This is a genomic window from Chryseobacterium sp. ERMR1:04 (assembly GCF_001297705.1).
Taxonomy (GTDB): Bacteria; Bacteroidota; Bacteroidia; order Flavobacteriales; family Weeksellaceae; genus Chryseobacterium.
This window is the reverse complement of the sequence record NZ_LIRF01000003.1, coordinates 886072-906099: the sequence shown is the minus strand read 5'-3', so window position 1 is coordinate 906099 and position 20028 is coordinate 886072. Positions and strand designations below refer to the sequence as shown.

Annotated in this window: 20 protein-coding genes; 16 read left to right on the top strand and 4 right to left on the bottom strand. The window is 33.5% G+C overall.

The window, feature by feature from the left end; genetic code table 11:
* Positions 1-82: 82 nt before the first annotated feature.
* From tnpA to AMQ68_RS04185, 10 genes are all read left to right on the top strand, one after another.
* The gene (gene tnpA / locus AMQ68_RS04230) at positions 83-517 is read left to right on the top strand and encodes an IS200/IS605 family transposase (RefSeq protein WP_054509348.1); all 435 of its coding nucleotides are present in this window, start codon (positions 83-85) and stop codon (positions 515-517) included.
* A gap of 92 nt (positions 518-609) precedes the next feature.
* Positions 610-1242 (top strand): hypothetical protein, encoded by a 633-nt coding sequence (locus AMQ68_RS04225; protein WP_054509347.1) that lies wholly within the window; start codon positions 610-612, stop codon positions 1240-1242.
* A 128-nt stretch (positions 1243-1370) separates the two neighbouring features.
* Complete coding sequence (locus AMQ68_RS04220) at positions 1371-1997, top strand: hypothetical protein (protein ID WP_054509346.1); 627 nt, start codon at positions 1371-1373, stop codon at positions 1995-1997.
* A gap of 83 nt (positions 1998-2080) precedes the next feature.
* Positions 2081-2524 (top strand): hypothetical protein, encoded by a 444-nt coding sequence (locus AMQ68_RS04215; protein ID WP_054509345.1) that lies wholly within the window; start codon positions 2081-2083, stop codon positions 2522-2524.
* An 89-nt stretch (positions 2525-2613) separates the two neighbouring features.
* Positions 2614-3252, top strand: a complete 639-nt coding sequence (locus tag AMQ68_RS04210; RefSeq protein WP_054509344.1) for a hypothetical protein — start codon at positions 2614-2616, stop codon at positions 3250-3252.
* A gap of 143 nt (positions 3253-3395) precedes the next feature.
* Positions 3396-4097: a hypothetical protein gene (locus AMQ68_RS04205; RefSeq protein ID WP_054509343.1), complete on the top strand. Its 702-nt coding sequence runs from the start codon at positions 3396-3398 to the stop codon at positions 4095-4097.
* Between the two features lie 285 nt (positions 4098-4382).
* On the top strand, positions 4383-5462 hold the full coding sequence (locus AMQ68_RS04200) for a DUF4932 domain-containing protein (protein ID WP_054509342.1): 1080 nt from the start codon (positions 4383-4385) through the stop codon (positions 5460-5462).
* A 64-nt stretch (positions 5463-5526) separates the two neighbouring features.
* On the top strand, positions 5527-6657 hold the full coding sequence (locus AMQ68_RS04195; protein WP_082383966.1) for an alpha/beta hydrolase-fold protein: 1131 nt from the start codon (positions 5527-5529) through the stop codon (positions 6655-6657).
* 152 nt (positions 6658-6809) lie between these two features.
* The gene (locus tag AMQ68_RS04190; protein ID WP_054509340.1) at positions 6810-7214 is read left to right on the top strand and encodes a hypothetical protein; all 405 of its coding nucleotides are present in this window, start codon (positions 6810-6812) and stop codon (positions 7212-7214) included.
* Between the two features lie 176 nt (positions 7215-7390).
* Positions 7391-9385 carry a patatin-like phospholipase family protein gene (locus AMQ68_RS04185; protein WP_054509339.1) on the top strand — a complete coding sequence of 665 codons (1995 nt, stop codon included), beginning with the start codon at positions 7391-7393 and terminating at the stop codon, positions 9383-9385.
* 144 nt (positions 9386-9529) lie between these two features.
* On the opposite strand, the gene AMQ68_RS04180 is transcribed toward AMQ68_RS04185, so the two are convergent.
* Positions 9530-10069 carry a hypothetical protein gene (locus AMQ68_RS04180; RefSeq protein ID WP_123905601.1) on the bottom strand — a complete coding sequence of 180 codons (540 nt, stop codon included), beginning with the start codon at positions 10067-10069 and terminating at the stop codon, positions 9530-9532.
* Between the two features lie 32 nt (positions 10070-10101).
* Entirely contained in the window at positions 10102-10314 is a 213-nt protein-coding gene (locus tag AMQ68_RS04175) for a hypothetical protein (protein ID WP_054510019.1), read from the bottom strand.
* Positions 10315-10707: 393 nt separating this feature from the next.
* Here AMQ68_RS04175 and AMQ68_RS04170 point away from each other — a divergent pair, with 393 nt between their 5' ends.
* The 6 genes from AMQ68_RS04170 to AMQ68_RS04145 all read left to right on the top strand — a co-directional run bounded on the left by AMQ68_RS04170 (position 10708) and on the right by AMQ68_RS04145 (position 16547).
* The gene (locus tag AMQ68_RS04170) at positions 10708-12177 is read left to right on the top strand and encodes a serine hydrolase domain-containing protein (RefSeq protein ID WP_160317962.1); all 1470 of its coding nucleotides are present in this window, start codon (positions 10708-10710) and stop codon (positions 12175-12177) included.
* A 107-nt stretch (positions 12178-12284) separates the two neighbouring features.
* Complete coding sequence (locus AMQ68_RS04165; protein ID WP_082383965.1) at positions 12285-13310, top strand: S41 family peptidase; 1026 nt, start codon at positions 12285-12287, stop codon at positions 13308-13310.
* 253 nt (positions 13311-13563) lie between these two features.
* A complete protein-coding gene (locus AMQ68_RS04160) occupies positions 13564-14448 on the top strand; it encodes a S9 family peptidase (protein ID WP_054509335.1) in 885 nt (294 codons plus the stop codon).
* A gap of 151 nt (positions 14449-14599) precedes the next feature.
* A complete protein-coding gene (locus tag AMQ68_RS04155; RefSeq protein ID WP_054509334.1) occupies positions 14600-15118 on the top strand; it encodes a hypothetical protein in 519 nt (172 codons plus the stop codon).
* A 313-nt stretch (positions 15119-15431) separates the two neighbouring features.
* The gene (locus AMQ68_RS04150) at positions 15432-16109 is read left to right on the top strand and encodes a phosphatase PAP2 family protein (protein WP_054509333.1); all 678 of its coding nucleotides are present in this window, start codon (positions 15432-15434) and stop codon (positions 16107-16109) included.
* A gap of 21 nt (positions 16110-16130) precedes the next feature.
* Complete coding sequence (locus AMQ68_RS04145) at positions 16131-16547, top strand: EamA family transporter (RefSeq protein ID WP_054509332.1); 417 nt, start codon at positions 16131-16133, stop codon at positions 16545-16547.
* Positions 16548-16810: 263 nt separating this feature from the next.
* Here the strand turns inward: AMQ68_RS04145 and AMQ68_RS04140 are convergent, their stop codons facing one another.
* Entirely contained in the window at positions 16811-17524 is a 714-nt protein-coding gene (locus tag AMQ68_RS04140; RefSeq protein WP_054509331.1) for a hypothetical protein, read from the bottom strand.
* Positions 17525-17547: 23 nt separating this feature from the next.
* Positions 17548-19920, bottom strand: coding sequence for a TonB-dependent receptor (locus tag AMQ68_RS04135; RefSeq protein WP_054509330.1), 2373 nt, complete (start codon positions 19918-19920; stop codon positions 17548-17550).
* Positions 19921-20028 lie beyond the last annotated feature (108 nt).

The following is a 20028-nucleotide window of genomic DNA, read 5'->3' as shown; positions in this document are numbered from 1 at the left end:
TATTTATTGGTCTCAGAAATAGTTAAAACTATGTACTTTAGTGCATTTTACTTTCAGTTTCTAAAAATGTTATCTTTGTTTAGTGGATTATCAACGCAGCAATGGTCATAGTGTAAGTAGATTAACGGCACATCTTGTGTGGGTTACTAAATATCGTTTTCCAGTTCTAGAAGGCGATATCAAATTACGCTGTCGCAGTATTTTGCTTCAAATCTGTGAAGCAGAAGATATTCGAATTTTGAAAGGAGTTGTGTCAAAAGATCATGTTCACATGCATATAGAATATCGTCCGAATCAAGATATAAGTACACTTGTTAAATTGTTCAAAGGAAGAAGTTCAAGAAAACTTCAAGTTGAATTTCCTGAATTGAAGCAGCGTTATTGGGGTCGTCATTTTTGGGCTATAGGATTTGGATGTTGGAGTACAGGTAATATCACAGATGAAATGTTGAATACCTATTTGGAGCATCATCTCAATCCCACTGATCAGGACCAAAGTAATTTTATCATTGAGTAGGTTGCATACGAATCGTGGACTTTAAGTCCACAAACCAAACCTATGGACTTTAAGTCCATAGTGGTTTAGTTTAATCCTAGTATTTTCAAAAGATGAGAGAAGTATTTTTAATAATGATTTTGTTTGTTTTGAGCAGCTGTGATGGTCAGAACAAAAAAAACTTATCATCGGATAAAATAGATACATTAAACAATCCTTTAAAAAAAGATACTATGGAACGCTTCAATCTATACAAATACAAAAATTTACCAACTGATGATATGGGATTTTATAAAATGACAAATGGAGATTTGGTACAACTAATTGAGAAAAGCGACAAGCATGGTTATGCTGAAAGAATAAATCTAAATGGTTCATCTTTGGGTGTTTATAAAGAATACGATATGAGTAATATTCTTATTAAAACAGGGGATTTCTTTTATCAGACCAATGTTGGTAAATGGAAAGAGTTTAATGAAAAAGGCAATCTTATCAAAGAAATAGACTATGAAAAACCTTATAAGTTTGCTATTAATGATTTAATTGAAAAAATAAAAAAAGAATATCAAATTAATTTAGAAGATAAGAGTGAAGGTTCTGCAGCAGGCAGAACTTTAAAAGATGGTGTTTTCTATTATGAAGTATTTTTAAAATATAAAACGGGAGAGCAAAAAATGGAGTATTTATTAATCGATGGAACTACAGGTAAAACGGTTCTTAAATCTGATTACCATGTTATAAAGTAACGGAGTATTTCGTACCAGTTCTTACCTTATTTTCTAGATGATGAAACAGGTAAAATACTTAACAAGTAATTATCGATTGTTGTGTGAAATTTAATGTTGATTTATTTTAATCCTAGTATTTTCAAAAGATGAGAGAAGTATTTTTAATAATTATTTTTTTGGTTTTAATTGGTTGCGATGGTCAAACCAAAACTAATCATAAAACTACTACAGATAAAATGGAAACATTTGATATTGAAAATTTTGAAAAAAATAAAGGTAGAGGTAAAATTTATGATGATCCACATATCTATGATTATAAAACTCAAGATGGATTATATATAGTTCAGTCTAAGTATGAACAAGATGATTATTACTCAGAAGAAGTTTCAAAAGAATTTAGTCCTTACAGATATAGATATACATATGATCTTTCTGGGTATAGAGAAACCGAAATGAATGAATTTAATAATTCTGTATTAGTAACAAAAGGATATGATAAAAATGGTAAATTAATAAAAGAAACCAATTTTGACAAAAACTTTAAACACACCTTTGAACAGATTCGTGAGATCGTATTAAAAGAAAAACAAGTGGATATCTATGATACAAGGCAAGCTGTAGCATTACGCCACGATACTCCGGATGCTACTCTAAAAAAATACTATCAAATCCATGTTCTCAAAAGCGAACTTGTAGGTGGAGAATGGTATTCTCAGCCTAATTATAGTTTTCTAATAGATGATGAAACGGGTAAAATATTTATCCACGAATAAATCAATAAGATTAAAACTATATTAAATTAACACCATCGAAATACTAAAAAATAATGTTCTATAATAAATCACTAATACTTTTAATGATTTTTACTTTCTGCTTTCACGTATTTGCCCAAAGCCAAAAAAAATACGGAACATGGAAAGTAGAAAGATACACAGATAATAAAGGATATTTGACAATTTTACCAAATAATAAATTCAGTTTTTATGAAAAAACAGCTGATAGCGAATCATTATCAGAAGGAAATTGGACGCTCCAGAATAATTTATTAATCTTAAATTCTGTGATGCCAAAAACATGTTTATATGTTAGCCATTTTTCTCTATTATGCCCAGAAATGATGGAACGAATTAAAAAGAAAATAGTCACAACAAAAGATAATTGTAGACCAAAAATAGAAACAAAGTTTTTTATAGAATTTTTTAATGAAAAATTTTTAATGAAAAAAAATTCCTTAATCTATTTAAATCAAAGAGATGCAGACTGCGAAAATAAGCAGAAAATATTTAAAATTTATAGATAAAATAGGTATTCCTGTAATGTAATATATTTTTTAATGAAAGTTGTTTTCAATTAAGCGTTGATTTATTTTAATCCGAGTATTTTCAAAAGATGAGAGAAGTATTTTTAATAATGATTTTGTTTTTTTTAATTGGTTGCGATGGTCAATCCAAAACGAATGATAAAAATAATCCAAAAAAAACAAGGATTTTCAATATTGAAAATTTTGAAAAAAATAAAGGAAAGGGAAAAATTACTGATCATCCGGATATGTATGACTACGAAACAAAAGACTTTCATGTGGTTACACAATATGGAACAACTTTTACTTCAAAAGGGCATGAAAAGGAATATATGGAAAATATAGATCAAAAATTTAGTCCTCTCAAGTATAATTATATTTATGATCAATCAGGTTCATTAAAACATGAAACTATGAATTTCAATAATTCAATAGTATATGTAAGAGAATATGATAAAAATGGTAAATTAATAAAAGATACCAATTTTGATAAAAGCTTTAAACACACCTTTGAACAGATTCGTGAGATTGTATTAAAAGAAAAGAAAGTGGATATTTATGATACAAGACAAGCTGTAGCATTGCGCCATGATACTCCGGATGCTGCTCCAAAAAAATACTATCAAATCCATGTTCTCAAAAGTGAACTTGTAGAGGGAGAATGGTATTCTCAGCCTAATTATAGTTTTTTAATAGATGATGAAACAGGTAAAATACTTAACAAGTAATTATCGATTGTTTTTATTAAATATTTTGTAAAACTTAGCGTCGATTTAAAATATTATCTTGTTACACCAACCATACTATATGCTTGATTTAATTACCTCTGCATATCTTTTTGAAATAAGAATTTAAATGTAAAAATAGTGGAATGAAAAAGATCATCATATGCCAAATTGTTTTCAGCGTTGTTTTAATGAATTGTCAGGAAAAAAAGGCTGAGAAAACTACTTCTAAAGCACATAAAATAGATAATACGATAAATAACAGTCAGAAAGAATTTGATTTTAAAGAATTGAAATTCGGATCTAATATAAATGATTTATTAAAGGGAATAGGGCTAAGTAGTAATGATAATGCCTTAGATGAGTATAATATTTCAGGTGATTATGAAGAGTTTCAATTTCCAAAAGATAAAAATATTAATCTGTCAATATTTAATAATGCCTTACAGTCGGGGACAGATAATATTTCCGTTTTTTATTTAAAGACTAATAAAAAAATATGGGGCTATGAAATGGAATTGATTAATAATTCTAATGCAGAAACTATAATCAGCTCGATTGAAAAAAGAGTAGGGTATAAACCCGATTTTGCAGAGAAGAAAGTGAATACTAAAGAAAGGCCTATCTTCCTTGATGAGAATGGTGAGTTTAAAAAAGACCATATGGAGGAAAATATCCAAGTTTGGGAAGATAAAGGAAATAAAACCGTTTATTTTACAATCTATACGGCTAATTTTTCTAAAAATCCGAATGAAAATAGGTTGAAGATCTTTGTTTTAGATAAAGCAAGTGTAAAATATAAAGAGTGGATCTCTTACCGTAGTTTAGATATGCTTTACAACAAATAATAGATTTATAATTTTAATCCGAAACTTTGTCATCAATTGAAATTGCTACAGGAATTTTTGCATCTTTTTTATAATTACCAGGCATTTGGAATTCAATATTAATATATCCATTTAGCGTTTTAAATTTTTTATTTAATGTTAACTTAATGCCTAAATTTTGAAATAAAACATTGTTATAATCCCATAGAGATAATTCTTTTAAACCTTTATGAAGTTGCTAAAACAATAACTTGTATGATTGGTAGAGGATATATACATTTGCCAGCAGTCTAATATCCCTTTTTTATGAAACTGATTGTCTTGTTATTGCTGTTGTCTATCTCCTCACCTGTGCTTGCAGAGGATAATGTGAAGTCCAAAGTAGATCCGAGGGTTGAGCTCTTTAGTATTATTTTCAGGCTGGCAGGCAACCCTGAATATAATATGAACTTTGCCAAGACGTATGTAAAGGATATTCATGTTTATTTTGATCCTTATAAAAATGATCCGGTTGTGCAATTTGCCAAAGAGCTTGCCGAGAAGAAAAATATAGGCTTTTCGAAAGTGATGTTTCTTGCTGTTCAGCTAAAGTTTAAAAACAATGAATTGATCAGAGTGAAGGAAAGCGCCAATAGTCTTAATGATAAATGGACTGAAGCAGATGCCAACAGATTTGTTAAGCTGGCCAATACTTTTTATAAAACCACAAAATTCTCTGATTTTTTTGATGCGCATAAAGAAGTCTATGCCGAAGCAACAGAAGCATTTGATCAATCGGTTAATGAATTCGATAAAAACTGGTATTTAAACTATTATGGTGATCATGAAGTTGATTATCAGGTCGTAATCGGTCTTGCCAATGGAGGCGCCAATTACGGGCCAAGCGTTATGCCTGTAGGAGGTAAGAAAATGGTGTATGCAATAATGGGTTCATGGACTTTTAATGAGAAAAGCAAGCCTTTATATCCAAAAGATGTTTATCTTACTTATCTTATTCATGAATTCAACCATTCTTTTATTGATCACCTTCTTGATCATAAAGATTTTAAAGTTGGCCTGGAACGTAGCGGAAAAATCTTGCTACAAAAAGAGGAGAAAAAGTTGAATGCAGAAGGGTATGATGACTGGCACAGTGTAATCAATGAATCGTTAGTTAGGGCGTGTGTGGTAAGATATATGATGGATCATCATGAAAGTGATAATGCCGTACAGGCAGAAATATCCAAACAAACCGATAAAGGGTTTCTCTGGACAGCCGAACTGGTAAAGCTTTTTGGAAACTATGAAACTTCACGATCTCAGTTTCCTTCTTTTGAGAAGTTTTACCCAATGATTATTACTAAAATCAATGAGCTCACAGAAAGTGCAAAGCCTTCAGATAAGTAGAAAGAAATAATGATGTTTTCTAACCTGTGATTAAGCAGGTTACTATGATGTTAAAACCATATCAATGCAAAATTTAAAGATAATAACTTCCATTCTTGGCTTGTGTTCGGCCATGGTATTTTCTCAAAATTATACAACTTCCATAACCGCATTGGAAGGAAAAGAATTTCCAAAAGTTGATACCGAAAGGCAAACTCAGTTTAAAGTATATTTTCCGGACGCAAAATCTGTTATTTTAGAAGGAGGAGATGGGATGCAAAATCTGAAACCTACGATAAATAAAGATAAAGAAGGCTTTTGGAATGTTTCTACTTCGCCGCTGGAAATAGGGTTTCATTATTACTGGTTTACTGTAGATGGCAAACGCACCAACGATCCCAATACAAAACTTTACTTTGGCTATGGCCAGCCAACAAGCGGAATTGAGATCCCTTCCGGGGAAGATTTCTTCTTTGAGAAAAAGGTAAAACACGGCAAAATTATGGATGATAGTTTTGATTCAAAAGTTACGCTGGGAAAAAGGAATTTCAAAGTATATCTTCCTCCGAATTACGGAACTGAAAAATTTCCGGTCTTATACCTTTATCACGGAACTGGTGAAGATATTACGGGTTGGGAAAAGCAAGGTTATATCAGGAATATTCTTGATAATCTTTTTGCGGAAAAGAAGGCAAAAGAAATGATTGTCGTGATGGATTATGGTATTGCACTGAATCCCGAAGAAGAAAAAAGGCCGGATGATTATCCAAGAGCGGTTTTGTCTACTAAAAATCTGGATAAAATTGTTGTTCAGGAGCTGATTCCTTACATCGAAAGTAAATATAAAACGAATGGTAAAAAAGCCATTGCAGGCCTTTCTCGCGGAAGTTATCAGGCGATGTTGATTGGAGCTAATCATCCAGAGCTTTTCTCAGCCATTGGTTCTTTTAGTCCTGTTATTTATGAAGGGACAGAAAGTCAGCCTTTTAAAGAACTTCCTCTCAGTAATTTATTAAAATCAAAGCGAAAACCGTTTTTCTTTATAGGAATTGGAGGAAAGGAAGAAGCCCGATTTTTCGGATTTAATCAAACGATCGTTACGTATCTTACTCAAAATAAATATCCTTATTCTCAATATGAATCTCCCCAAACCTACCATGAATGGCTGACTTGGAGAAGATGTCTTTACCAGTTTTCGCAGAAAATATTTAAATAGGTTGAATCGTTTTGAGATCAATTGTATTGCAATGAAATAGAAGGCTAAAAGTTATAGTAATGATGAGGTTATTTAAACTTTTTAATGCGGCTAAAAGTTTACATCAGTTCTATGAATAAATTGATTATTTTGGGAGACATAAAAATAATACCATGATTCGCTTTCAAAAATTACTATTACTGCTTTTTTTCTTTTTTTGTGGTCTGTCAATTGCCCAGGTTCAAGGGTCTATTCTCTATAAAATACATATTAAAAATGCCAAAGGAAAACTGATTAAAGAGGCTAAAGTGGAAGTGCTGAGCCGAAATGTATCCTGGATAAAAGGTGAAAATGGCGATTTCATGCTGGGGTTTGATGCTGTGGAAGTTCCTATAGCAGTGAGTGTAGCCTATATGGCAAAAGGATATAAAACCCAAAATTTTCATTACGAATCGGTGCCCAATTCCACTCTTGAATTCAATATCATATTAAATAGAGGAAGAGATGATGAAGCCGAAAAAAAGAAGTTGGAGATTCTGAGGGCAACCAATGGGAAATACGATCAGGTACCGGAATAAATGTAAAATAGTGAGGTAGAGTTTGTTTAAACGCTTGAAAACTCAACAGCAATTAGGATAGCTAGCCCTTATTTAATTAATACAGAATAAAATGATCACAAGTTTATTCTCCTTCAAAAGAATAAGATATATAAAGTAAAAAAATCTTTACTTTGCCGCTGGCTAATACCCTTTTTATGGAAGACCAAAATAAAACTGAAATATTTTCTTTAGGAATTACGATGGCGGGGGCTGTCTCAGCAGGTTGCTATACCGCCGGAGTTATGGACTATCTTTTTGAAATACTCGATCTTTGGGAAAAGGCAAAGAAAGGGGAGGTGCTTCAAGAATATTTTGATAAAATCCCTCAACATTGTGTGAGAATTGATGCCATGGGTGGTGCTTCAGCAGGTGGAATGACTACAACAATGTCTGCTATTTATGCATTGAATGGCGCTATCAATCCGGTAGTACAACCCGAAGAACCCAATGAAATAAAGAATAATCTGTTGTATGACAGTTGGGTTCTAATGGATGACAATAATGAAAAGGATACAAGACCATTATTTGAAAAACTATGGGATACTGATGATCTGGATGAAGGAAAGTTTGGTTCACTTCTAAACTCTAAATTTATTGATACCATTGCCGACAATGCGTTTCATACAAAAGAGAATTGTAACATAGCCCTAAAGACGGCAGAACTTCCTTCTTATATTTCTAAAGACCTTCAGCTGCTGTATTCTCATTGTTTTCTTCGCGGTATTCCGCTTGATGTGAATTTTGAAACGCTCATTTCAAAATCGGGTCGAAAAAGTGTGATTCCTAACCACAGTACATTTGAACATTATATTGTTACTCAATATCATTTAAATAATGGCGTTAAACCCGATACAGATAAATATTTGTGGTTAAACCCTTACGATAAGCCTTATGCTGATATCTTAAAACTGTCTACGATTGCCACAGGAGCATTTCCCATCGGATTGGCTTTTCGTGAATTTAAGACAGAGCATTTAAGCGATAAGTATTTAAAAACAGCCATTAAACGGGTTGTTACAGGAGAGTTTGGGAATGATAATCCTGATTCTGAAAATAAAATTCATCTGAAATATTTTCCAAAGAAATATTCCTCTATTGCGATTGATGGGGGAGCGATTAATAACGAACCTTATAGAGAGGTGTTAAGTATTTTAAGTCATCAAAGTAAAGATACTCCTGCTGATGGATATCCTCGTTACGGAATCATTATGATTGATCCTTTTCCGGACCGAGCCCAACTGGAAAAACCTTATTCCAAACCCAATGATGCAATTGATGTCGCGCAGACCATTATTGGGACGCTTATGGATCAGTCTAGAATAAAACGCAGGGAAATGCTGGAAACAGACCCTTCTCAATATTTCAGGAGCATCATCTTTCCCAGAAAATGGAGAACCAATGAAAAGAATAAAATTGTAGGACCTCCCGATACCATTGCCTGTGCTTCAGCAATGGCGTTTGGTGGTTTTCTTGATATCCGTTTTCGGCAGCATGATTTCTTTCTTGGGCGTAATAATGCACGTAATTTCCTGCGTTACTTTTTTTCGTTTCCGTATTATAAAGATAGCGCAGATCCGAGTAAAGATGACATTCATCCTATCCACAGAAACTGGACAGCTGCAATGATTGATGCTTTTAAATTTGAGAAAAAAGAAGGAAGCGGTATTTTTTATTTGCCTATCATCCCTGATCTTCATCTGTTAAGTGAGAATGTTGATGAAAGAATAAAGAAGCGAACACATTACGATATTCCACAAAAGCCAATATATGATCCTGAGCAGCTTTTTAAACTGGAAGGAAAAATAAAAAAGAGATTCAATAAAATATTCAGTCTGTTACAAAGCCGGGATTTTACGGAAGCCATGCAACTAGCGAAGGAAGCTGAATTGGCCAAGCTAACCGACAGGCAAAGAAAGGCTGTGGAAAAAATAGATACTGAAGCCGAAAAGAAGCAGCTGGTGGCAGAAACTTGGATCAATAAAAAGTACGGACCAAGCCTGTTATCTAAACTGGGATCATTGGCAACCAGACCATTTCTACTGCTCGGAATATTCTTTGCAAAACGTATGGCAGCGAAAGCAATAACACAGAAAATAGTATCAGAAATTTTAAGAGATCTTGCTTCAAAAAGACTATTGAAGAAAAGGTAACAACGATTAGAAGTACGAAAGAACAGTACATTTGGAGTCACTTTTAAATCAAAAGAGAAAATGTAATTATTCACATTTTCTCTTTTTTATTTTATGAAATAGTTGAGTTTTTTTACCGTTTTATTAATTACAAAATATAAATAGCTATTTAATGATGACACCGTTTATTTTTATAGTATTCCAATTGTCTTCCAATCCTTGTCCTTTAAGGTAGCTAATCGTGTTGGGATGTCCTTTCAGGTTGGGATGGTAAACCGTATCATAGGAAAAAGTCATTTTCTTGTCGGATTTTGCAATGATGGTCACTTTATGATCATTCACAGTTTTATCATTAAGGGTAAAAAAAGTGTCATTCACTTTTCCATTGAATTGAGCGCGGAGATATTCCTTACCAGCTGCGGATGGCCAAGATTCCAGTAATTGATTGTCTTTATCAATTCGAAGATAAGTAGTAGATACCGCATCGCCACCAATTAGAGAATAAAATTTAAAATATAATTTCCCGTCAATTCTCAGGGTATCCTGTATTTCAGTATAGTTTTGCGCATCAACCTTCCAATAATTGCCGATTTGCATCGGTAAAAAAGATTGCGAAGCGTCATAATCATTATTCTTTTTATTGTGTAGAGTACACGCCACAAAAGATAAGGAAAATAACAGCGATTGAAGAATAGCTTTTTTCATAATTTTTATTTAAGGTATTGAGGTATATGGTTTTACTTTTTGAACAGTACTTTGCTTTTAGTCTTTATTACAGTATAATTACAGGGTTGATATTGGTGACTTTCGATTTTATGTTCAGACAGAAGCTGTACAATTATTTGCCTTGTTTCATCTTCCTCAAGTCCTATCATTTCGCCGAGATCAATTTCGTTTAATCGACCTTTATTTTCCGCTAATGCTTGGTAGTGTCGTTCTTTATTTTCCATAGGGAGTTTGTTTTTTACTGCTATCATCACATGAGAACTTTTAGAATAGGGAGATGTGACTGATTTTTAATTAATTGTGATATTAAAATTTGTTTACGAGTTGGATGCAGTTATCTACGCATTAAAAAATCATGGGATTTCAATGTGTTTTTAACTCATTTGTTTGAGCAAGCCTTTATAAAGGGCTAATGTGGTATGTGACAGAGAATAACAGAGGACAAAGGTAGAAATTGAAATCAACTAATAAATGGTTATTATTAATCATTTTAGGAACTCATGTGATGCAGTATATTTGAGACTTATTTAATGAGCATCCTTATGTTTATTCAATAAATAAAAGGGTTGTTTTTTTTCTTGAAATTATTGAAAAGCATGCTCTTAAAATTAAAACCTATGAAACCAAAAATAATACTATTCACTCTGTTTATTACTGCTTTTTTAAACGTGACAGGTCAAAATAAACAAGAAAAACTAGATCAGTTTTTTTCTGCTTTAGCCGAAAATAAACAATTCAATGGAAATGTTTTGATTGCTGAAAATGGGAAAATTCTGTACGAGAAATCTTTTGGTTATGCAGATTTTTTAACTAAAAGAAATAATAACGCTAATTCTTCTTTTCCCATTGCTTCTATTACCAAAACCTTTACTTCAACAGCCATTTTGCAACTCAAAGAGAAAGGGAAATTAGAATTAAAAGATCCGGTTTCAAAATTTTTGAATGACTTTCCCTATAAAAAGGTTACCATAAAACAACTCTTATCTCATACGGCTGGTTTAGCGAATTACGATTCACTCTTTTTTCCTTTAATAGCTAAACATCCGGATACTGTTTTTACAAATAAAGATCTGATACCCGCTTTTACCTCTCAGAAAAAATCCTTAGTATTTACCTCTGGAGATGATTTTTCTTATAATAATGTTAATTATAATATCCTTGCATTGATTATTGAAAAAATATCAGGATTATCTTATGGAGCCTATTTGGAAAAGTATATTTTCGAACCTGCCGGAATGAAAAATACTTCATTATCTAATTTTTTTAGTCGTGTTGATGAAAATCTTTCCAAGAGATATATTGTAAAGTATCCGTACTCGGAGGAGTTGCAAAGAGCTGAGACGATTGAAGAATTTAAAGTGGCGGAAAGGTTCAATTTTCAGGGACATGGAGATTTAATAAGTACTTGTGAAGATTTACTAAAATATGATGCGGCTTTATATGATGGTAAATTACTAAGCGAAGCCACTTTAAAAGAAGCTTTTACTCCCGTTTTGCTAAGTAATGGAAATGATAATGTACAACGATATGCTCTTGGCTGGATTACAAGAAAAGATGTTTCGATGGGAGAAATTGTAAAGCATGACGGCGGTTTGCCAGGAGGACGTACCATGCTTCTTAGAAATATAACGAAACATCAGGCTATCATTCTTTTTGATAATAATGCCAATAATGTGGTTCCGATTGCAGATAATGCTTTAACGATTTTAAACGGAGGAAATGTTGAAAAGCCAAAGAAAAGTGGGGCGAAAACTTATGGAATTGCCTTGGCCGAAAAAGGAATAAAAGCAAGTGAAAAAGTATTGAGTAAAATAAAAAAGGATACTGCGAATTATTATGTAAATGAAGATGAAATGAATTCATTAGGGTACGCATTGATGTTCAATAACAAAAGTGTGGAGGCTGAAAATGCATTCAAACAAAATACGGTTCTCTTCCCTTTAAGCTGGAATACGTATGATAGTTATGGAGAAGTACTTTTAAAGCACGGAAAAAAAGAGGATGCCATTAAAATGTATAAAAAATCCATCGAACTCAATCCTAATAATGACAATGGTAAAAAGGTGTTGAAAGAAATCTTAGGATAAAAAGATAGCCTATTTCTTGACTCAACCAAATTATCATAAAATTTCCCCATCAATATTCATACAAACGATTACTTTAGCTAAATATTAAAAGCGTTTTACAAAACAACATGTATAAATTTTTCATATTTCCATTCTTATTATTTCCATTGATCATAATGGCGCAGCGAGACTCAACAAGTATGGTTGACAGTGTTAAAACATATTTAGATAAAAGCTTGAATATTATTGAGACCAACGCATTAAACAGTAAAAATGTTAATTGGGAACAATTGCGTAAAGATGTTTATGCGAAGGCTTCCGGAGCAAAGCGTTATGAAGATATTTTGCCGATCTATCCTTATATTTTTGAACAAATAGATGATCATCATGGAAGTTTACACTATAAAAACAAAACGTTTGGTTGGAATAAAAAGGCTGATGTTCAGGTAAATAATACCATACAAAAAGCGACTAAGAAATACACATTTGTACATTCAGAAAAGATAGGAAAAGACATTGGCTATATTCTGATTCCCGGAAATAATGATTTTGGAGCAAAGCATATGGATAGCATTGCGAAAGACATTAAAGATGCGATCGCCAAGGTAAATGACCGTAAAATTAAAGGATGGATTATTGATCTGAGAGTCAATACCGGAGGGAATATGTATCCGATGATTGCCGGTTTATCAGAATTGATTGGTGAGGGAAGAGTAGGAGGATTTATTACGCCCAACCATCAGCCTGATGGAGATTGGATCATTAAAGAAGGAACTTTTTATGTAGATTCCATAAAAGTATCGACGATAAAATATGAAGGATATCCCATTAAAAAAAATCTTCCTATTACTGTTTTAATAAGTGGAAATACGGCAAGCTCTAGAGAAATGACGGCAATAACGTTCATCGGGAGAGCTAAATCTACTCTCATTGGTGAACCTTCTGCAGGATATACAACCACTAATTTAGGTTTTGAATTGAATAAATATTCTGGTCTTAATCTAGCCGTAGATTATGCCTCAGATAGAAATAAAAAGATCTATCCTAAAAACATTGAACCCAATATCATGGTTTCCAACGGTGATAATTTTGAGGTTTTAAGTCAGGATGAAAAAATTAAAAAAGCAATAAGTTGGTTAAAAGAGAAGAAATAAAACGATATATTTTTACCATCACTCCTGTTACAAAACTGACCATGAAAACTCTATTATTCTCATTTCTCATATTTTTGTCAAACACTACTTTTGCGCAATCAGGAGCAGTGTCTGATAGTATTGTTCTGAAAATAAATAGTTGATTCTTGATTCAATGAAATAGCATCTGCCAGCAAAATTGCGGTAGAAATTTTAGAAATTAGTTAGAAAAAATAAATTACAAACGAGGCATAAAGTCTTACCAATAAAAATCATGAAACACTCCATCCTTCTTTTACTTTGCTGCTTGAGCATAAGCCTAACAGCGCAAAAGACCATTGCATTATCCAATCAAACCGACTTTACCACGGAAGATATTAACTTCAAGAGTAGCGGGGTTAATTTGGCGGGAACGATTTACAAACCTCAGCATCCCCATGCCTTGGTAGTCCTCGTTCATGGATCGGGTAAGGAAACAAGAATGATAGAAATGGCTTCACTTTTGGCGAAAAATGGCATTGCGGTGCTGACGTATGATAAACGCGGAGTTGGAAAATCAGGTGGAGTATATGTAGGACCGGAAGTGGGCACCAATAATGTGGATTCCTCCAATCTTGATTTGTTGGCCCTGGATGCGAGCGCTGCCTCCAAAGAACTGTTAGCGCATGTTCCGAATGTTCATGTTCCGTTGGGTTTAATGGGTTTTAGTCAGGCTGGCTGGGTCATTCCTAAAGCGGCTAAAAATAATAGTAAAATTAGCTTTATGATATTATTTAGCGGACCGGTTGTTACAACACTCGAACAGCTGAGGTTTCAGTTTTACACAGAAGGAAAACCTCAATTTTGGGATACGCATACGGAAGCTGATGCAAGAGAACATACCCATCACGATGCTGATCGTTATCAATTCACAGCTACTGATCCTAGTGATGCATTAGCCCAGCTTTCAATTCGTGGACTTTGGCTTTTTGGAGGCAAAGATGTGCAGATTCCTGTAGGGTTATCAATTGATAAACTAAATGAATTTAAAGCACAAGGTAAGCCTTATGAATATCACTTATTTCCAGATTTAGGTCATAATACAGCTTCTTCTAAATCCCCGGAACCCCTTAATCTCGCTATTCAATGGATGAAGGGTTTAGGGAGCCATAAGAAATAGGGAATCGCTTTCACTAGGAACGGATGGATTTGTTGATGATGAAGTCTTTTCAATGATCTTCTTTCAGATTACTTATTTTGAGGAGAAAGTTTTTATATGGTTTTAAAATTGCTACATTTAATTCAATATAAATCACATCAAACAACTGTATATGGCTTTTAGCAAAGAAAACTATCTTACCGAGATGAAATCTATGGTGGATAAAGCAATAGAAAAATTGAAAGCAGAAAAGCCAGAATATGTAATCTATACGGTGAGTATATGGACAGACCCAAATGCAGGCTCCAGTTCTATCAATTTTGATAGCAGACAAAATTCAATTCATGAAGTGCAGCAATCCAATGCATTTGACAAAGAAGAATACGAAGACCTTATTGAAGAAGGAGATCTCGAAGGAGCCGAATTGTTTAAACCCGAGACATGGATACAACGAAATTGCAATCCCGCTAATTTTGAACTCAGAGATTTTGAGGAAGTGACTCATGCTGATTTTCCTATAAATTGGGAATATCAAAAGGGAGGAAAATGTTGGTCTCAGCTACAACCTGCATTAACAGAAATTGGAAATTATACCTTCAATAAAATACAGGAAATGCAAATGGACCCTGATTTTGAATTAGCAATCAACAGTAAAAAAGATTGGTATGATAAGATATGGAAACTTGCATAATGAATCAATAATAAGAGCCTGTGATAACCTATAAGTTTGATTTTTTGTATACCGTTCAAATCTTTATCTAAATCCTTCATCAGCGACGAAGTCGCATCACTTTGCCCACTTAAAATAAAGCAAAATTATTCATCAACTTTTCGTTAAACTCATTCATCAAAAAATAATTTCAAACATGACCTATTGAGTCTTTTCAATAAAAATTAACAACTAGACATATAATGATTCCTGAGTAAAATTATCACAGGTTCTAAGCAATATTCAAAATTTATTCAGAATCATTCTTTTATTTTGCAGATATAAAATGCTAATTATGAGATTTTCCTCTTTTCAAATCAAAAAAATAGAACCTTTTGTATATGTTATTTTTGCCGTGCTTATCTTACTATTTATGTTTTTAAGTTGGTATGTCATCGCGGAACCACCTCAGTATTTAGATCTACATATTTCAAGGGAAATCCAGGAGAATCAAAGTTCAGGAATGAATAACTTTATGATATGGATCAGTTGGTTTGGAAGAACCTCCACCTCTGTAATGGTCGTTATTTCCTTGTCGTTGGCTTTACTTTTATTACAATTTAAAAGAGAAGCGATTTTATTATTATCTACCTTATTTTCAGGAGTGGTGGGATTGTTTTTCAAAGTGATTATAGACAGGCCTCGTCCGTCTGCCAAGTTGGTAACCTTACTTGAAGATACCAAATTTCAAAGTTTCCCAAGCGGACACGTCTTGTTTTACACGGTTTTCTTTGGTTCGCTGATTCTTATGATAATGAATACAAATAGATTGAGTAAAAAAATAAAGATTGTTCTTTCAGGCATTTGTGTTATCTTAATAGTTGTTGGCGCTGTATCAAGGGTTTATTTAGGAGCACACTGGTTTACGGATGTGCTAGGAGGCTTTGTGCTGGGATGCATTCTTTTGGTAATCGCAGCCCATTTTTATCTTGAAAATACAGGAGGTATCAATAATAAAGAAAAAGCTTTTTGATGTTAACTTAAAACCTTTACTATGTGGATTTATTATGCATTACTTTCAGCGCTATTTGCTGCATTCACGGCTGTTTTTGCTAAAATAGGAGTGTCTAATATCAATTCTAATCTTGCAACAGGAATTAGGACAATCATCATTCTTATATTGGTTTGGAGCATTGTATTGATAAAAGGAGAAGCCAAAGAAATCGGTTCATTATCAAAACAGAATATTATATTTTTGGTGCTGTCGGGCGTGGCAACAGGTTTGTCGTGGTTGTTTTATTTTAAAGCATTACAAATCGGGAAGGTTTCGCAAGTTGCGGCAGTAGATAAATTAAGTGTAGCAATAGCCATTATTTTTGCGGTACTTTTTTTTAAAGAAACATTGACCTTAAAAACAGCAATGGGAGCGCTTCTTATTATCGGAGGAACGATATTGTTGGCTTTAAAATGATTAGATAAATGATGAACTTGTTTAATTTTTTTCTTTTAACCACAAAAGAGTCAAAAGAATTAGCCATTATTTAAGTTAACCATGAATTGTAAACAAAGAACACATAAGTTAAAAAAAAATATTTGCATATTGAGCGGAGTCGAAATATTATTCTTTTGCAAGCTTTGTTTTCAAAACAAAATAGCTAAGTGTTAAATGATCCAATAATAGCTTTTGTACCTTCTGTGGTTTAATTTTTTGATTCGTTTAAACAGTTTTTTTTATTATTTAACTTCAAGACTATAATCATAGCGATGTCTTTCCGAATAGTATGTCTTGTTTTCAAAAACTCCCTTTTTGTCAACATATTGATCCAGGCGGATAAGATAATTTCCTTTTAAAGATAGAGGAAATGTTGCGGTACCATGATCATCAGGCGTCACTTTTATATCCTGATTATTGGGCAAAAATATTCTTATCGAAGTTCCTGCTTTTACCGGAACGCCATTGATAAAAGGAAAAACGAGTGCAGTATCTTTTTTAATCTTAACAGATAGATATAAATAAGGCATCTCTTCTTTATATTTTTTACCGTTATTTACCGTGTAGGTAGCATGTAAATATTGTATAGGCTTAATGTTTTGCAGATTTTTTTCTCGCTCAACTACGGGAAGCTTGGTATCAATTGCGGCAACTTGAAATATTCCGTCTTCTTTTGGGATATAATATCCTATCCAATGATCATATTTCTGTTGAATAGGAACGGTGATTTTTTTACCACTTGGGCTAAGGACTGTAACGGTGAAGTTTTTCATTTTATTAAGATCATCTCCGTTTTTGATGTATCGCACTTTTTCGTCGTTTACCCCACCATAACGAATTTTTATGGTGAGTGTATCATTGCGCTTACCGGAACCATCAAGTTCTAACCAATATCCATCAGCATAGGCAAAATTGCTGAGTAGGAGGAAAAATAACAAATAAAAAATCTTATTCACAGCGGGTATCTTTTAGAGGGTATTTAAAATTTTAATGCAAGGCTTGCTAAAAATCGGATAGGAGCCTGAGGAGTCAGTCTTACAGACCATGCTCTTTCGCTCGTAATATTATCTATTTTTAAACCGAGTCTGTATTTAGGACGATCATAAAATATGCTGGCATCAAACATTTTATAAGAAGGGATAATCACTTTAGCTGTTTGGGTGTTGGTTTGATAAGACATACTGCCGATGTTACCTCCGAAACCTGCTCCGAAACCACTGAACTTACCTTTTGTCAACGCATAGCTTACCCAGAAATTATACATATTCTGTGGACCTGAAGCGGCAGGACGAAGGTTCAATACAGAGGCGTCAGATTTTGTAAACTTACTGTCGTTATAAGCATATCCGGCAATAATGGTTAAACCAGCAATAGGATTGGCCGTAATATCTATTTCTACTCCTTTGCTGTATTGTGATCCGTCTTGTATTGAAAAATTGGCATCATCAGGATCTGTTCTCAAAACATGATCTACCTTGATGTCATAATAACTAATGGTTCCGACTAGTTTATGATTAAACAAATCTGCTTTTGCTCCGAATTCTAATTGATTTCCTTTTTGAGGAATAAAGTTATTTCCGTTTTTATCAACCCCGCTGATGTTAAAGAATCCATTCAGATAATTTCCAAAAAGAGATACTTTGTCTTTTAAAACTTCATAAATTAATCCGGATTTGTGAGATAATGCGGTTTGCGTATAAGGTCCTGCCTGTAATCCGCTTACACTAAGACCGCCAGCCGTTTCACCCGTTAAAATGTTATAAACCCCATTGTAATGGAAATTATCAACTCTTAAACTTGCCATTACTTTTAATCGATCTGTAATATCAAAAACATCAGAAACATAAGCGGCGTAGGTATTATCACTACTTTTTTCTTTTCGTGGAGTTCCGGTGTTGGCAAGCGTATCAAGCATATCTCTTGTCACTCGGTAATCTTTTGGAGTATTGACAAAATTAACGACCGGAGCATTCACAGTAACTCTGTCGAAATTATTGAAATTGTTGTAATAATCTAACCCTACAACCATTCTGTTACGGAATTTCCCGATGTAGAAATCACCGATGAAATTTTGCTGTAGATTGGTAGCGATAAAATTGGTATTTCCTACAATAACGCTTGGTTGTAGCGTTGTATCAGAACGACCGTTTAAAGCGGTAATATAACCATTAATTGTTGATCTTGCGCGAGAGAATATCGTTTGTGACGTCCATGAAGATGATATCTTATAGTTTAGCTGTCCAAAAATATTCAGCATTTGAGTAGAGTAGGTGATATCATCTCCCAAAAATGTTTTATTGTAAGGGAAATTCATATCGGCAATAGATTGAATCTTGTTACTTTTTGTATAAGGATTAAAACGAACCACAGAAGTTCCTTTTGCGATCCCAAATTCCACGTCTAATAATAATGAAAGTCTGTCGTTGATCTGATAAGAAAAACTTGGTGCAAGGGCTAAACTGTTGGTGAAGCCATTATCTTGAAAGCTTTTTTCGAAAGTGGTGGCACCGTTTAATCTTAATAATGCTGTTTTATCAGGATTTATTGGCGTATTGGCATCGAAAGTCAATCGGTTAAAATTCCAGCTTCCGCCTGTATAGCTTACTTCTCCACCCGTACCGTTGTATGGTTTTTTAGTGACTCTGTTGTATAATCCTCCGTAACTGCTTGAAACCTGCGTACCGAATAAAGTTGTTGAAGGTCCTTTAATGGCTTCTATTCTTTCCAGGTTGGCATTGTCTAAAAAGGAGAATGCGGCACCGGCAACTCCGTTTCTGGCATTAGGTTCCGTATCAAATCCGCGGGAACGGAATGTTACTCTTCCCTGATTGGCAATCATCGGAATACCGGCACCGGGAACATTTTTTGAAACACTTCCCAGATCCACAGCCATTTGCTGATTGATTAATTCTTTGGGGACGATATTATAAACCTGAGGATTTTCTAAGTATTTAATGGGAAGCTTTGCAACATAAGGGCTTTCTTTTCTGGTAACTTTAGAATTATTTCCCGCAATTCTTACTTCCTGTAATAACTGAATATTCTCTTTAGACAGTTTATAATTTACCGGTGAATCTTCACCCTCTTTTACTTCAATGGGAATTTGCTGCTCTTTAAGACCCAGCATCTGAATTTTCACAATATAATTTCCCGGTGCTATTTGAGAGAAATTAAAGTTTCCTTTAATATCAGTGGTTGTACTTTTATTGAGTTCCAGAAGCGAAACCGAAACAAGCTCTAGAGGTTCATCATCAACAGAAGTGATGATTCCTGAGATGCTTCCTGTTTTAGTTTGAGCATAAGATGAAAAATAAGAGAGAATTAAAAATAAAAAAATTAATCGTTTAAGCATAATTAAAAAAATTTATTCCTTAGCTAATCATCAAATTTGATTTGTTTCCTAGGGAATGATTAAGGTGTTGGGTGAATGTTGTAGTTTCTGGTGGCAAATGGCGACGGA

What these genes read in the sequence shown, in the direction of transcription:
- AMQ68_RS04225 (WP_054509347.1), top strand. Translation starts at nt 610, where the DNA reads ATGAGAGAAGTATTTTTAATAATGATTTTGTTTGTTTTGAGCAGCTGT.
- AMQ68_RS04220 (WP_054509346.1), top strand. Translation starts at nt 1,371, where the DNA reads ATGAGAGAAGTATTTTTAATAATTATTTTTTTGGTTTTAATTGGTTGC.
- AMQ68_RS04215 (WP_054509345.1), top strand. Translation starts at nt 2,081, where the DNA reads ATGATTTTTACTTTCTGCTTTCACGTATTTGCCCAAAGCCAAAAAAAA.
- AMQ68_RS04210 (WP_054509344.1), top strand. Translation starts at nt 2,614, where the DNA reads ATGAGAGAAGTATTTTTAATAATGATTTTGTTTTTTTTAATTGGTTGC.
- AMQ68_RS04205 (WP_054509343.1), top strand. Translation starts at nt 3,396, where the DNA reads ATGAAAAAGATCATCATATGCCAAATTGTTTTCAGCGTTGTTTTAATG.
- AMQ68_RS04200 (WP_054509342.1), top strand. Translation starts at nt 4,383, where the DNA reads ATGAAACTGATTGTCTTGTTATTGCTGTTGTCTATCTCCTCACCTGTG.
- AMQ68_RS04195 (WP_082383966.1), top strand. Translation starts at nt 5,527, where the DNA reads ATGCAAAATTTAAAGATAATAACTTCCATTCTTGGCTTGTGTTCGGCC.
- AMQ68_RS04190 (WP_054509340.1), top strand. Translation starts at nt 6,810, where the DNA reads ATGATTCGCTTTCAAAAATTACTATTACTGCTTTTTTTCTTTTTTTGT.
- AMQ68_RS04185 (WP_054509339.1), top strand. Translation starts at nt 7,391, where the DNA reads ATGGAAGACCAAAATAAAACTGAAATATTTTCTTTAGGAATTACGATG.
- AMQ68_RS04180 (WP_123905601.1), bottom strand. Translation starts at nt 10,069, where the DNA reads ATGAAAAAAGCTATTCTTCAATCGCTGTTATTTTCCTTATCTTTTGTG.
- AMQ68_RS04175 (WP_054510019.1), bottom strand. Translation starts at nt 10,314, where the DNA reads ATGGAAAATAAAGAACGACACTACCAAGCATTAGCGGAAAATAAAGGT.
- AMQ68_RS04170 (WP_160317962.1), top strand. Translation starts at nt 10,708, where the DNA reads ATGAAACCAAAAATAATACTATTCACTCTGTTTATTACTGCTTTTTTA.
- AMQ68_RS04165 (WP_082383965.1), top strand. Translation starts at nt 12,285, where the DNA reads ATGTATAAATTTTTCATATTTCCATTCTTATTATTTCCATTGATCATA.
- AMQ68_RS04160 (WP_054509335.1), top strand. Translation starts at nt 13,564, where the DNA reads ATGAAACACTCCATCCTTCTTTTACTTTGCTGCTTGAGCATAAGCCTA.
- AMQ68_RS04155 (WP_054509334.1), top strand. Translation starts at nt 14,600, where the DNA reads ATGGCTTTTAGCAAAGAAAACTATCTTACCGAGATGAAATCTATGGTG.
- AMQ68_RS04150 (WP_054509333.1), top strand. Translation starts at nt 15,432, where the DNA reads ATGAGATTTTCCTCTTTTCAAATCAAAAAAATAGAACCTTTTGTATAT.
- AMQ68_RS04145 (WP_054509332.1), top strand. Translation starts at nt 16,131, where the DNA reads ATGTGGATTTATTATGCATTACTTTCAGCGCTATTTGCTGCATTCACG.
- AMQ68_RS04135 (WP_054509330.1), bottom strand. Translation starts at nt 19,920, where the DNA reads ATGCTTAAACGATTAATTTTTTTATTTTTAATTCTCTCTTATTTTTCA.